Origin of the sequence: Marinobacter sp. UBA2498, from assembly GCF_002341575.1 — a bacterium.
GTDB classification, from domain to species: domain Bacteria; phylum Pseudomonadota; class Gammaproteobacteria; order Pseudomonadales; family Oleiphilaceae; genus Marinobacter; species Marinobacter manganoxydans.
On record NZ_DDOI01000047.1, the window covers coordinates 33,119 to 47,088 of the forward strand.

At 58.4% G+C, this 13,970-nt stretch carries 14 protein-coding genes and 1 pseudogene; 4 read left to right on the plus strand and 11 right to left on the minus strand.

Translation table 11 applies throughout. The features are described from left to right. The coding region (locus B2W52_RS05510; protein ID WP_286801800.1) for an ATP-binding protein at positions 1–1,322 on the plus strand (1,322 nt) is incomplete at its 5' end. Between the two features lie 38 nt (positions 1,323–1,360). Here B2W52_RS05510 and gorA read toward each other — a convergent pair. The 11 genes from gorA to gspE form a co-directional block, all read right to left on the minus strand. Continuing rightward, a complete protein-coding gene (gene gorA / locus B2W52_RS05515; RefSeq protein ID WP_008171181.1) occupies positions 1,361–2,722 on the minus strand; it encodes a glutathione-disulfide reductase in 1,362 nt (453 codons plus the stop codon). A gap of 26 nt (positions 2,723–2,748) precedes the next feature. After that, positions 2,749–3,420 carry a GNAT family N-acetyltransferase gene (locus B2W52_RS05520; RefSeq protein WP_008171182.1) on the minus strand — a complete coding sequence of 224 codons (672 nt, stop codon included), beginning with the start codon at positions 3,418–3,420 and terminating at the stop codon, positions 2,749–2,751. 56 nt (positions 3,421–3,476) lie between these two features. Next, complete coding sequence (locus tag B2W52_RS05525; RefSeq protein ID WP_273018434.1) at positions 3,477–4,007, minus strand: type II secretion system protein M; 531 nt, start codon at positions 4,005–4,007, stop codon at positions 3,477–3,479. Between the two features lie 3 nt (positions 4,008–4,010). After that, positions 4,011–5,315 (minus strand): type II secretion system protein GspL, encoded by a 1,305-nt coding sequence (gene gspL / locus B2W52_RS05530; protein ID WP_008171184.1) that lies wholly within the window; start codon positions 5,313–5,315, stop codon positions 4,011–4,013. A 2-nt stretch (positions 5,316–5,317) separates the two neighbouring features. Then, positions 5,318–6,322 carry a type II secretion system minor pseudopilin GspK gene (gene gspK, locus B2W52_RS05535; RefSeq protein WP_273069382.1) on the minus strand — a complete coding sequence of 335 codons (1,005 nt, stop codon included), beginning with the start codon at positions 6,320–6,322 and terminating at the stop codon, positions 5,318–5,320. 6 nt (positions 6,323–6,328) lie between these two features. Further along, positions 6,329–7,108, minus strand: a complete 780-nt coding sequence (gene gspJ, locus B2W52_RS05540) for a type II secretion system minor pseudopilin GspJ (RefSeq protein WP_273069381.1) — start codon at positions 7,106–7,108, stop codon at positions 6,329–6,331. Next, positions 7,105–7,479, minus strand: a complete 375-nt coding sequence (gene gspI / locus B2W52_RS05545) for a type II secretion system minor pseudopilin GspI (protein ID WP_008171187.1) — start codon at positions 7,477–7,479, stop codon at positions 7,105–7,107. Before gspI ends, gspJ begins: the two co-directional genes overlap by 4 nt. Then, entirely contained in the window at positions 7,476–8,006 is a 531-nt protein-coding gene (gene gspH / locus B2W52_RS05550; protein WP_053115299.1) for a type II secretion system minor pseudopilin GspH, read from the minus strand. Before gspH ends, gspI begins: the two co-directional genes overlap by 4 nt. A 6-nt stretch (positions 8,007–8,012) precedes the next feature. Beyond that, a complete protein-coding gene (gspG, locus tag B2W52_RS05555) occupies positions 8,013–8,465 on the minus strand; it encodes a type II secretion system major pseudopilin GspG (RefSeq protein WP_008171190.1) in 453 nt (150 codons plus the stop codon). Positions 8,466–8,532: 67 nt separating this feature from the next. After that, positions 8,533–9,744, minus strand: a complete 1,212-nt coding sequence (gene gspF / locus B2W52_RS05560; RefSeq protein WP_008171191.1) for a type II secretion system inner membrane protein GspF — start codon at positions 9,742–9,744, stop codon at positions 8,533–8,535. Between the two features lie 3 nt (positions 9,745–9,747). Beyond that, positions 9,748–11,256, minus strand: coding sequence for a type II secretion system ATPase GspE (gene gspE / locus B2W52_RS05565; protein ID WP_053115298.1), 1,509 nt, complete (start codon positions 11,254–11,256; stop codon positions 9,748–9,750). Positions 11,257–11,422: 166 nt separating this feature from the next. On the opposite strand from gspE, the gene B2W52_RS05570 reads away from it, so the two are divergent. The 3 genes and pseudogenes from B2W52_RS05570 to B2W52_RS05580 form a co-directional block, all read left to right on the plus strand. Continuing rightward, positions 11,423–12,073 carry a type II secretion system protein N gene (locus B2W52_RS05570; protein WP_104271025.1) on the plus strand — a complete coding sequence of 217 codons (651 nt, stop codon included), beginning with the start codon at positions 11,423–11,425 and terminating at the stop codon, positions 12,071–12,073. Between the two features lie 8 nt (positions 12,074–12,081). Next, a complete protein-coding gene (locus B2W52_RS05575; protein WP_008171198.1) occupies positions 12,082–12,744 on the plus strand; it encodes a transglutaminase-like cysteine peptidase in 663 nt (220 codons plus the stop codon). A 123-nt stretch (positions 12,745–12,867) separates the two neighbouring features. Continuing rightward, a pseudogene (locus tag B2W52_RS05580) lies at positions 12,868–13,970 on the plus strand (FAD-binding oxidoreductase); the annotation flags it as partial.

Consider the following 13,970-nt stretch of genomic DNA (forward strand, 5'->3'; position numbering starts at 1 on the left):
TCGGTCAACTCACCGATGGTGACTACCAGGAACGTCCCCTGAATACTCACCAGAGTTCGAAGGAGATCGTTGCCATTGAAGAGCAACTCAACCAGCTGGCTCATCACCTGGCCGGCCTGAAAACAGCACGGGACCAGACCCTCGCCGCCTCCGAAGGTGCCCGGGAAAAGGCCGAGATGGCAAATCAGGCAAAATCCGAATTTCTGGCAACCATGAGCCATGAGTTGCGTACGCCCCTGAACGGGGTGCTTGGGATGGTCGATCTGATCCAGGAAGAACCGCTTACCCAACGCCAGCGCGAATACCTCAACACTGCCCGCCAGTCCACCGAGGATCTGTTGACCGTCATCGGGGACATCCTCGATTACTCGAAGATGGACAGCGGCACCCTGAAGCTCGACAGCCAGGAGTTTAACCTTCGGGAACTGATTTCCAACTGCACCGCCACCTACCGACACCTCGCCGAGCAACAGGGCCTAGCCCTCAACCTCAAGTTCTTTGGCGACTGGCCGGACAACCCCGTTGTCATCGGTGACCCCGCACGTCTGCGGCAAATTCTGGCGGGGCTGGCTGACAACGCCATCAAGTTTACCGGCGATGGCTTTATCAATATCCAGGCGGGCTTTTTCGCCCTGGAAGACAACTGCATCATTCTGAATTGCTCGGTCAGCGACTCCGGGTCCGGCATTCCGACCGAGCGCCTTCACGACATTTTCAACTCCTTCGAACAGGTCGACGGCGGAAACAGCCGGCTATACGGGGGCACCGGGCTTGGCCTGTCCCTGGTCCAGCGGCTGGTTGAACTCATGGGCGGGCACATTCAGGTGGAAACGGATCTGGGTAAGGGTTCCTCGTTCCGGTTTGAGCTGCCCTTCGAGTTGGCGGATCGACCCATCGATCCCGAGCCGACCGGGACACCGCCAAGGGAAACGATTAATGGCACCAGCCACGCCCTGGTGGTGGAAGATAACCCGGTAAACCAGCGCGTTGCCACGGCTATGCTCAAGCGATTGGGTTTCCATACCGATTCCGCCAACAACGGCAAGGAAGCACTGGACAGGGTGACCACTAACCACACAGGCTACGACATCATATTGATGGACTGTCAGATGCCCGTGATGGACGGATACGAGGCCACCCGCTATATCCGGGAATGGGAGCAGAGCAACGCGCAGATTGGGACACCGATCATTGCACTAACGGCAGACGTTCTGCCCGGCACGGAAAAGAGTTGTCTCGATTGTGGCATGAACGACTATCTGGCCAAGCCTGTTCGCAAGGAAATGCTCCGCGAAGTGCTCAGCCGCTGGATCAAGCTCTAGAAAGGTTCCGGCGCCCAGAACCGGACGCCGGCACTAAATCACGCCACCGGTTCGCGCATGGTGACAAACTCTTCGGCAGATGTCGGATGAATGCCCAGGGTAGAATCAAACTGGGCCTTGGTCGCACCAGCCTTGATGGCAACCGCCAGCCCCTGGGTAATCTCACCAGCGTCCGGACCCACCATGTGGGCACCCAATACTCGATCAGTCTCGTCGTCTACCACCAGCTTCATCAAGCTCCGTTCGTCACGACCACTGAGGGTGTATTTCATCGGGCGGAACTCCGAACGGTAGATCCGCAGTCGATGCCCCGCTTCCCGGGCCTCTTCCTCGGTCAGCCCAACCGTTCCGATGTTTGGCTGGCAGAATACGGCCGTTGGAATCGCCGAATAGTCCATTTCGCCTTTGCCATCGCCGAATAAACGTCTGGATAGCACCATGCCCTGTGCCAGGGCAACCGGCGTAAGCTGAGGAGTTCCAATCACATCACCCAGCGCAGTAATTGAGGGCACGGCAGTCTGGAAGTGATCATCCACGACAACATGCCCCGAGGCGCTGAGCTGAACGCCAAGATCAGTCAGACCAAGACCGTCAACCAGGGCACGACGGCCGGTTGCCGCCATCACCAGGCCAGTCTCCAGGGTTTCGCCATTGTTAAGTTGAACCCGGTAATGGGCATTTTCGGCCTCAACCGATTCGATGGTCACCCCGAACTGCAGGTTTACGCCTTTTTTCCGCATTTCCTGTTCGGTAAACCGTCGGATGTCGCCATCAAACCCGCGCAGGAACAGATCACCGCGATACAGCAAGGTTGTATCAACACCCAACCCGGCCAGGATGCCGGCAAACTCTACAGCGATGTAGCCACCGCCCCAGACCACGGCCTGCTTCGGCAGCTGCGGCAGGTAGAACATCTCGTTGGACGTAAGAATGCATTCCTTGCCGGGCACATCCGGAATCACCGGCCAGCTGCCGGTGGCTATCGTGATGTGTTTGGCCCGATAGGAGGTATCCCCGACCACCACGGTATTGGCGTCTGACAAGGACGCCGTTCCTTCGATGATGGTCACACCGGCGTTTTCCAGCAACCGACCATAAATGCCATTCAGACGCTCGATCTCGGCATTCTTGTTGGCAACCAGCTTCGGCCAGTCGAAACTGACATCGTCGAGTGGAACCTGCCAACCGTAGCCGGCTGCATCTTCCAGCTCATCGTGAACGTGAGCGCCGTACACAAACAGTTTCTTGGGCACGCAGCCAACGTTTACGCAGGTTCCGCCAAGATACCTGGATTCAACCACGGCCACCCTGGCGCCCCGCTGGGCAGACATCCGCGCGAGGCGAACGCCGCCGGAGCCGGCTCCGATAACGATCAGATCAAAATCCTGCTGGTCAGACACAGCTTCTCCCGTTACACATTTTAAAATCAGGTTTGGCCGGAGGTGGCCGTTTTGGTTTCCGGATGCACTTCCCTGAACAACACGTGATCTTCGAAATCGCCGAGCTGAATCTTGCCAAGGCTCCGGAAGCCCTCGGATTCGTAAAACGGCAGATAACGGTTGTTACCCGTATCGAGCACCAACCCGCTGCCACGCGGGTTCTCGGCACAGAGTTTTTCAACGGTTTTCAGCAGCAAACGGCCGTAGCCGCGATTCTGGTATTTGGGATTAACCCCCATCATGGGCAACTGATGCGCCAATGGTTGTGGCAACATGTCGCGAATTTTCTCGTGGTAGTCCAGATACCGACGTGTAGAGGCAAACCCCGTCGTCAGCACCATACGAATCCGCCAGCTGATCTGATCAGCCAGGTTCATCCTTAATTCGGGATCCCCGATGAACGCAACGGCCACAAGCGTGTCGTCAACCATCACGCCAATGGCATCCTGTTCGAGCTCAAAATAAAGGTCTATCAGCTCCCTTATGGTCGCCCTCACCCTCTGATCGTAGCCGGGGCGCCGGTGATCAAACAGGTACTGGAACGTCGGTTCGTTCCGGTAGGCGTGAAACAGAATGGATCTGGCTTCGTTCCGCGCCGTTTCGTCCAGGCGAACAATGGCTGGCTCGGATTTGTTCTTGTTGTCGCTGCCGTTACTCATCGCTTCCCTCTCCTGCGTCAGTTCCGGACAAAAGGCCCGGAATCTGGTTTTCAGAATCAGATGGCCAGTGTGAGACGAACGGAAACCCGCCCTGGCTCACTGGCCCTGTCCATGGCCGCCTGGTCAATGACGACACCATGGTTGCCATTCAATCGCTCTAACCAAGCGGCAACCTCTGCAAAAGGCACATTCTCAAGCCAGACTCGGATGGCGTCTTCACCGCTGGGCTCAAAGCGCTGAAGTGACAGACCCGCCTCCCCGGCGGAACGGGTCACCAGCGCCATCAGGGCACGGCCATCCGCAGGTTTGTCTGCCGACGCCGTGGTGCTGGCACCGCCTGTATTGCCAAGACGCTGAATTGTCCGCTGGTTTGCCTGCATCCAGGCCAGCAATTCGCCGGCATTGTCTCTGGCAGCTTCCGCCTGGTCGTAGAACCCGGCCGCCGGTCGCCAAACGGCAAAATACAGAAGGCCAAGAAACACAGCGATGGCCAGCACCACCAAAGCCTGCTGGTCGCGACGGGGCAACTGGTCATACTGAGCAATGAGTTTGCCGACCGCCGGCTGATCCTTGATTCGGGAAAGCATACCTTAACCTCCTGAGACCGTCAGGCGGCCGCGGGCGCCGCTCGCTTCGTTCACCACCGAACCAATCTGCGCCTCCAGCCCCTGGTTCGCGAGGCCGTTGCGCAGAGCGCTCAAACGGTCATAACTATCGGCTCTCACGTCTACGACCAGCTCACCCCGTGAGCGGCTGTAATTCACTGAATTGAAATTCACTCCCTGGCTGCCCGGCAAACGGGAATACTGTTGTCCGGTGTATTTCATCAGGGTAATAAAGTCCACTTCCGGCCCACTTGCGCCGGCAACCCGCAACTGGCCTTCGATCACGCGCCGGACGTTGCCGGCATGGGTACGCCGGTCATTCGGAAACGCATCGCGATAGATTGCCATGGCCTCGTTTCGCAGTTTTTCTGCCTGATTCTGATAGTAGAATCCCATTCCGGCATTCAACGCCACCTGAACCACGAACCAGACGGCGGCAACTGCGATGAGGGGTTTCCATGGTTTGAGCGGACTCGCCTTGCCCGATTTGGACGAGAACATGCCCTGGCACAGGTTTACCGGTTCGCACAGATGATGGTGATGGGCGTAGGCCAGCAGTTCCAGAGGCATGAGTTCAAGAACTTCCTTGCGAACCGCAAGCCGACCAGAACCGTTCAACTCCGAGATGGCCGATTGCTGGAGATCAAATTCTTCAGCGGTGCCGTAAAGCGTGACCGGAATTTCAGCCACCACTTCCTCCGCAGACGGTGCAGCCAGCGTGTGAGCAAACATTCCCAGGTTCGCAGACTGCATACTCAGCCACTCACCGCGTTCGCTCACCATCATTGCCGTTTCGCCATCCAGGCAGACCGACCAGCCGCCTTCGGTGCGCGGCAACAATGAGGCATCCGGAAAAATCGCTTCCAGGCGAACATGCTCCCAGCCGCTGAACAGATTCACCCACTGCCCCATCCGTTCGCGATCAATGGCCGCTACGCGGTAGCCGTGATCGGTATGGGCGCCCAGCGCCAGATGAACAGAATCAATGTCCTGGGCAATCTGCTCCTCGACAGCGTAGGGCAACGCCTGATTGATAAAGCGGCTTTGCTTCGCGGGAATATCAGCCAGACAATAAATCGCTTCTTCGCCGGGGATAAGGCCGATCAACAGAACATTATCCAGTGCATTCTGGCCGAGGGTATGCTCGATGGTTTCCCGACTGTCGCCTGCGCCGCGAGCCTGCGCATCGCCACTGGCATCGTGCAGGACCCAGTTGAACATCTGGGCACCGGGGTCCTGGTCAGCGTCCGCAAACGGCGGTATTGGGCGGACGTAAAGGCGATAAGACATGATTATCCTTCTGAAATTGTGAAAGGCTCTTTGGTGATTCGGTTTTTCTGCCCGATATCCCTGTTAACCGTCTGGACTTCGCCTTCCGGAGTCCGGAACACGGTACTGACCATATTCACGACACGGTTATCGTAGGTAATCCGCGAGGCAACTTCAAAAAACCGGGTCTGCAACCCCAGTCCAACCGACTTGAGCCCGAGCCCGGCGAACTCTGGTAACGCCAGAAAGTCCTGGAGGTTCTCGAACCGTTCCTCTTCCCGCTTCTCAAGAATAGACGCAGCCTGGGCGTCCGTCAGCTCTTCATGGAGAGAGCGGATCACCATGGCCGTCGCGGTGTTCACGTTGATCCCCGCACCATTTACAGGAAGTGCCGCCACGTGGGGCCGCAGGGCCCGATAAATCTCTTCAGTCATGCCTTCGATCAGGCGCAATTCAGTCACCGTGGTAAACGGCTGGTTGGCAGCCCGGTAACCCTGCTCAGCCATCAGATACTGGCCATCCTCTGCGCCGTACGCCGTGACGGTCTGGTCGTTGGGGTCGATCCAGTCCACCAGCGAATCCACGGAAACTGCAGTAATCCCCAGTGCGGCAAACAGCTGAACGAAACGATCTCTGACGATGGGATCCACCTGGCCATTGGCGCCGACCAGGTCGTTCAGATTAAGCCGGCCTCCAAGGTCGTCAATCTGGACCTCAGCCACACCATTGTCATCCAGCGGCAGAACGGCTGCATTGGCGGCCCAGAACTCGTCAAGGCTATCGACCATCAGGTTTTCTTCCTTGTCCTCGTCATAATCCCTGCGCAGGATCTGGCGGGCGAACGCCTCGGCGCCAAGTGCGATACTCTGGCCCTGCTGTTGAGCCAGATAATGTCCCGCCTTGAACACTCGCAAGCTCTGCTGCTGGGTCATCCCTGAAGCAAGCATGACCACCAGAGTCATGGCCAGCAGCACCATGATCAGAGCAACGCCGCGCTGACGATTCGATAACCTCGGGGTCTGGCCCATCGCTACCTAGCCTCCCTGCCCCGTTGTACCGGTATTCTCTCCGGTCTGTTCTCCGGTAGCCTCTTCTTCTGTGCTTTCTTCTTCCGCTTCGCTGGCAGCCTGGTTGGCCTGGTTTACCGCACCCTGGGCAACGGCCGGATCAAAATCCGGTAAGGCAAAGGTCCGCACCAGCGTTCCAAACCGTTCATGTTCCAGAGTCACTTCCATGCCCAGCGGCAGTGGAATATCCGGGCGGCTACCCGGGGTCAGTCCGGCCATCACCTCATCGGTTGGCCATTGCGGTTGCCAGCTCCGGTTGGCATCCAGAAACCTTATTTCCAGGCGCTTGACGCCTTCCAGCAGCAGCACGTCGCGGCTGTCATCTTCCTGGCCCTGATCCACCATGGGCCAGTACCGGCGCCGCAGTTCGCTGCCAGTATATTCCCAGCCGACACGTTGCAGGCCACTGCGGCGAATACCCAGGGGGTTCCGCCAGCCCTGCCGGGTCAGCAACAGGGAAAAATCGTCCGCACGGCTGGAGAGCGCTGGCTGGAAATCCCCGTAAATGTCCCTGGCCGGCCGGTTGACCACCTGCATGATATCCCGCTCAAGCAGGAGCATGGACCGCTGCAAACCGTCGAACTGTTCCGCCAGTTCGTTCACCCGATCGCGGGAATTGACCACTCCGTTGATAACCTGCCAAACGCCAAGCCCGATAACGGCGGTGATGGTAACCGCGATCAAAACCTCCAGCAGGGTAAAACCACGTTGTTGCGGATGGCAGCTGTGTGCGGACGGGAACCTCATTGTGCCCCCACGAAAGCCGACAGGGTATGGATCGGCTCCGGCGTCGCGCCTTCCTCGCGATAACGGGCAACCGTAACCTCCACACGACGCATCTTCGCCTCGGCGGTTGCAAGAATCGCGGTGGTCACCCGCCAACGATACGGCCCGAAGTCGGTATCCTTGGAGTTCTCGGAGATGCCCGGAATGTTTTCCTGCAGTCGAATTTCGTTTATTCGGTTATCTGCCAACCAGCTCGCCAGGGTTTTGTCCCGAACCCGTTCGTAACTGGAAATGTACTGGCTTCCAACTTCGGCCGCAGCCGTTGCAATCAGGCCGAACACAAGCAGGGCAATGAGTACTTCGATCAGGGTAAACCCTTTCTGCGTCCTCACCCGCTGCTCCCCTCATCGCCCGGTTTGCGCCAGTCCATGGGCGACACCCCATCCGAGGCCAGAACGTGCATCGTGTCTGACCCGTTTCCGATAGTGAACTCAAGCTCGAACGGCGTTGTCTCGCCACTGGAGAAAAAAACGACGTCCGGCAACAGGGTAGCTTCGGATGATGCCAGCCTGGGCGCGTCGCTTTCGATGAACTCGGTGACAGTGAGCCATTCCGGCAGGCTCCGGGCCCGGAACATACGCTCACCGGAGGCCTTCCAGTCGCCAGTCTGATCCTGGTAAGCCACGAACTGGTAGCCGTCTTCCTCCAGCTTCAGGCCCAGCTCCAGGTTATTCAGAACCGCCTGCTCCGAGGCCGTCTGCATAAGCAGGTACAGCTCCCGGACCTCATTTTCCAGTTCGCGCTGCTGGGAGCTTCCCCCCATGGTAAACACGGCAAGCGAAGCCAGCAGACCCACAACCACCAGGACCACCAGTATTTCAATCAGGGTGAAACCGGTCTGTCGGGATCTGACCTGCACAGTGATTTAGCCCTCGGTGTCCCAGACGCTGATATCCGCAGCGTCGCCGTCGCCACCTTCCTGGCCGTCAGAGCCATAGGAATACAGATCGTAGGGACCTTCGGTACCCGGGCTTACGTACTGGTATTCAGAACCCCAGGGATCCTCCGGCACGCTCTTCAGGTAACCGTCGGAATTCCAGTTCTTGGGCTCCGGGCTGCCACTTGGCTTGGAAACCAGCGCCTCAAGACCCTGCTGGGTGGAGGGATAATGGCTGTTGTCCAGGCGATAAAGGTCCAGCGCATTGGCAATGTTGCTCAACTGGGTTTCCGCCACGGTGACCTTGGCCTGGTCACTCCGACCCATGATGTTTGGAGCCACGATGGCCACCAGCAGGCCCAGGATCACCATCACCACCATGATTTCAATCAGGGTAAAGCCGCGGTTACGGTTGCGTGAATTGAGGTTCTTGGTCGTCATTGTCTCACTCGTTATTGGCATGGATTGCTTTGGTCCGGGCTCGTCAACTGACGCTCCGGCGCGGGTTTCATCCCACGAGATTACTCATATTCAGAATCGGCAGCATGATGGCCAGCACGATGATCAGCACCACCACGCCCATCACCAACAGCATCATCGGCTCGAACAGCCCCACAATCGCAGCGATCTTTGATTGAAGGGTGTTTTCCTGCATGCGCGCGGTTCGTTCCAGCATGCTGTCCAGCTCACCACTGGCCTCCCCGCTGGCGATCATGTGCAGCATCATCGGCGGAAAATACCCGGTCTGATCGAGGGAACGGTGCAATGAGCCGCCTTCGCTGACCTTTCTGGCTGCATCCCGCAGTTCCTGCCGCAGAAAATCATTGGATAACACCTCACCGGCAATGCGCATTGCCTCGACCAGCGGCACGCCACTGGTCGTCAGTATGCTGAGGGTGCTGGCATATCGGGCAGTGTTAACGCCACGAACCATCCCTGAAAACAAGGGGAGATGTAACAGACGTTTGTGAAACCGCAGTCTAAACCCGGGCTTGGTCAGGAAAAAGCGGAACACCATCAATGCGGCGACCAGCAGTATAAATAGATAGACACCGTAATCCGCCAGAAATTCCGACACCGCAAGCATGGCCATAGTCAGCGTTGGCAGCTCCTGCCCCTGCTTCAGAAACACATCAATGATATCCGGCACCACGTAGGTCAGCAGGAACACGACGATGGCAATGGCGACGATACTGAGAATGATGGGGTAGATGGCCGCCAGCTGAATTTTCTGGCGAGCCTCCTGACGGTTTTCGGTGTAATCCGCCAGCCGGTTCAGAACCAGATCGAGATGGCCGGCGTGCTCACCCGCAGCAACGGTAGACCGGTACAGCCTCGGGAACGCCCGGGGAAACTCACCCAGGCTGTCCGCCAGGGTGTAGCCTTCCATGACTTTCGCGCGAATGGCGATCAGCATGCTGCGTATTCTGGGTTTCGGTGACTGCTGAGCGGCCGCCGAGAGCGCCTGCTCGATGGGAATGCCGGACTGGATCAGGGTTGCCAGTTGGCGTGTAACCAGTGCAAGATCGGCCGCGGCCAGCGAACCCCGGCTGCCCAGGGGATTGCTCCTGGCCTGTTTCTCGGCGGCCGGTTCGACGGCCAGCGGCGTGAGGCCTCGCTCCCGAAGTTGCTGGCGAACGGCTCTCGGCGCATCGGCTTCCACGACACCTTGTTTCTGCTTGCCTCGGGAATCGAGCGCCTTGTATTCGTATGCTGGCATGGTTTACTGACCCCGGTGCGTAACGCGGAGTACTTCTTCCACCGTGGTCACACCATCCAGGATTTTCTGCACGCCGTCTGCGTGAATACTCGGGCCATGCTGGCGAGCCACCTTTTCCAGGTCCAGCTCCCCGGCACGTTTGTGGATCAGAGAACTGATTTCCTCGGAGATCTCCACCACCTCATAGATACCAATACGCCCACGGTAACCGAGCTGGTTGCAATGGCTACAGCCGGTTGCCCGGTAAATGGTGGGCGGGTTGGCGGGATCCTGCTGCAGAAACTCGCAGTGCTCTTCTGTAGGTGTATACGGCTCCCGGCATTCCTTGCACAGAACCCGAACCAGCCGTTGGGCAACAATGCCCACCAGGCTTGATGAAATCAGGAAGGGCTCGATACCCATATCCATAAGCCGGGTAATCGCGCCAACGGCGGTATTGGTGTGCAACGTGGAGAGGACCAGGTGGCCCGTCAGACTCGCCTGTACGGCAATTTCTGCCGTTTCCAGATCCCGAATCTCACCGATCATAACCACGTCGGGATCCTGACGCAGAATGGCACGAAGACCCCGGGCAAAGGTCATGTCCACCTTGGTATTCACCTGGGTCTGGCCGATGCCCGGCAGGTTATACTCGATGGGGTCCTCAACAGTCAGGATGTTGCGGCTACGATCGTTGATTTCCTGGAGCGAAGCATAGAGTGTGGTGGACTTACCGGAACCCGTCGGGCCAGTGACCAGCAAAATGCCATAAGGCCGGTAAATCAGCTTGCGCAGAACCTTCAGGTCCTGCCCCGCCATGCCAAGGGATTCCAGCCGTATGGCACCTGCCTGTTTGTCGAGCAAACGCAGAACCACGCGTTCACCGCTAGAAGACGGCATGGTCGACACACGAATATCCACTTCCCTACCAGCGACCCTCAGCGCAATACGGCCATCCTGGGGCACCCGTTTCTCAGCGATATCCAGCTTCGCCATAACCTTGATCCGGGACACCAGCAGCGGGGCCAGTGCGCGCTTGGGCTCTACCACTTCACGCAACACACCATCCACCCGGAAGCGAACCACAAGGCGCTTTTCATAGGTTTCAATGTGAACGTCCGAGGCGCTGGTTTTCACTGCTTCAGTGAGAATGGCATTGATCAGACGGATGATTGGAGCATCGTCTTCCTGCTCCAGAAGATCCTCGGTTTCCGGCACGGAGTCAGCGAGCGAGGCCAGGTCCATGTCATCGCCGATGCCTTCCACCATCTGCATCGCTTCCGCAGAATCGTTCTGATAGGCGGAATTCAGAGCCTGGTCGAACCGGTCCGGATCGATGGTGGCAAAACGGGCACGACCGCCACTGATACGGTTCGCTTCCGCCAGCGCAGAATGGGACGCACCGGGACGCACCAGAATAACCGGCTCGCCGGCGTCCGAACGGGTCAGGATTACTCCGTTGCGCTTGGCAAAAGTAAACGGAAGACGGCCCAGCGGAGCATCCTGCGGCTGAAGTTCAGTGTCTGTGGTCAAGGTCGTCCTCGTTCGTGAAACCCTTTTCGATTCAACTAATTCAGAAAGGCTACCACAGGATATGGACCCGCTGAATAACTCTATACACTATACTCCCAATAAAACGTTGCAGTCTGATAACCTGTGAGCTTTTTCCCGGCCCACAAACTTGCATTCAGGATGATCAATGCTCCTAAACAATGAACGGTTTCCCCTGATTCTCGCGCTCGTGGCAGGGGCGGCCATGGTCGCCCTGACAGCCTGGCAGGGTTACCGTTTCTGGCAAATGGAAGGCCAGCAGGGACAGTACGATAACGTGCAGCCACTGGTCTCCGACCCGACCGCCGGTCGTGAGCCACCCAGCGTGGACCTTTCCTCCCTGGATCTGTTCGGAGCTGCATCCGGCGAAAGCGAGCCGGTAGAAATGGATACCGAGAATCTCCCTGAAACCAACCTCCGACTGTTCCTTCGGGGCGTACTGGCCGCGGATGGTGATTTCCCGGGCAGCGCGCTGATCGAAGATGACAAAAGTAAAACCGAAGCCTACCTCGTGGGTGACGAACTGCCCGGCAATGCCACACTGCGCTCGGTACATCCGAACCGGGTGATCATTGAACGTTCCGGCAAACTCGAAAACCTATACTTCCCGGAATCCGAAGACCGCAGCGGCATATCCTTCACGGCCGACCAGCAGGCAGAGCCTTCGCCCGCTGTCCAGCAGGCTGCATCCCCCTCACCCTCGAGAGCGCCCGCTTCCGCCACCAGCGATGAGCAGCGCCGGGAGGAAATCCGCCGGCGCCTTGAGCAGCTCAGGGAACGCCTACGGAACAATAACTGAGGCGCGCTATGGAAACGGCCGCCCTTCAGATACGCCGCCGTTCCACGCTTCTGCCTGCGTTATTGCTCGTGGTCTCTCTTGTGAGTGCCTTCGAGCTCGGCTCCCGTCTGATGAACTATGTTCAGGAAGAATTCGGAACCGAAGCCCACCAGCGTCTGGAAAACTGGCAGCGCCTGCATGCTCTTGCCGCAAACGCCCCCATCGACCGACAGCTCCGGCTTGTGAACTCCTTCTTCAATCGAGTCACGTTTGTCAGCGATATCCGCCACTGGGGCGAGGAAGACTACTGGGCAACCCCGGTAGAACTGCTGACCACCAACGGAGGCGACTGTGAGGATTTCTCGATTGCCAAATACCTGACCCTCAAGTCCATGGGCGTGCCCGATGATCAGCTCCGAATCGTGTATGTCAAAGCGCTGGAATTGAACCAGGCCCACATGGTGCTGGCGTGGTACCCGGAGCCAGACGCCGATCCGTTGATTCTGGACAACCTGATAAATGACATTAAACCTGCATCTCAACGTACTGATCTTGAACCCGTTTACAGCTTCAACGGTGAAGGCCTCTGGCTGAACCAGTCCGGCGGAGCGCGCACCCGGATCGGCGAAGCGGGCAAACTCTCACGGTGGCAGGACCTCAACAGCCGGCTGACGGAATCGCTCCGACCCTGAGCGGGTTGCCAAAGCCAGCCACTGGCGGCAAATGACAGGAACCATGGCGCCAAGCGACAGCGGCGAACGACGCAGAGCCTATAGAATGCGCCACATTCGTTTTTAATCTGGAGAATAAAGCACATGCGACGCTGGAACGGCTGGGGCGACGAGGGATTCAATCTGGCAATGCCGGAACAGGGCCAGGACTTTCTGGCATCACGCATCGGTAGTGGCCGGCCTCTGGCGGACGCGACCCTGGATTCCGTTTGCGCCAAAGTACCGGAAACCCGCCTTACCCGGCCGGCAGATCTGGAATCACTGATCGATACAGGCCCGGAAGCGCGAGTGCGCCATGCCCGCGGCCAGAGTCTTGCGGACTGGCTGGCCATGCGCAGCGGCGAGTTTGGTGTGTTCCCCGATGGCGTGGCCTACCCTACCACCAGCGAAGAGGTTCAAACCCTGCTCTCCTGGGCCGCGGAACAACACATTCACCTGATTCCCTACGGTGGCGGCACCAGTGTGGCCGGGCACATAAATCCGGTGGATAAAGGCCAGCCAGTACTGACTGTGGACATGAGCCGGATGAATCGCCTGATCGACCTGGACACGGACAGCCAGATCGCGACGTTTGGTGCGGGAACACCCGGGCCACTCGTTGAGTCCCAACTCCGGGCCCATGGCTACACACTGGGGCATTTCCCTCAGTCTTTCGAGCTTTCCACCGTCGGCGGCTGGGTGGCCTCCCGATCCAGTGGCCAGCAATCCCTGCGCTATGGCCGCATTGAACAACTCTTTGCCGGGGGCCGGGTCGAAACCCTGAAAGGCACCCTTAACCTGCCCACCATACCGGCCTCCAGCGCCGGTCCGGATATCCGGGAAATGATTCTGGGTTCGGAAGGCCGTATCGGGCTGATTACCGAGGTGAAGGTGCGGGTTACTCCGCTGCCCGAACACGAGAGCTTTCATGTGGTCTTTTTTCCGGATTGGGAGAGCGCCCGCACGGCCAGCCGCCTGCTGGTGCAGAACCGAACCCAGTTATCCATGCTCAGGCTCAGCAATGCCTTAGAGACCGAGACCCAGCTCGCGCTGGCCGGCCACCCCCGGCTTATCGGCATGCTCGAGCGTTTCCTTTCGCTGAGGGGCGCTGGTGAGGGCAAATGCATGATGACCTTCGGGATCACCGGCTCCCGACTGCAGACCCGAAACGCCCTGAAAGAGGCCCGAAGCATCTGCAAGGCCCAAAA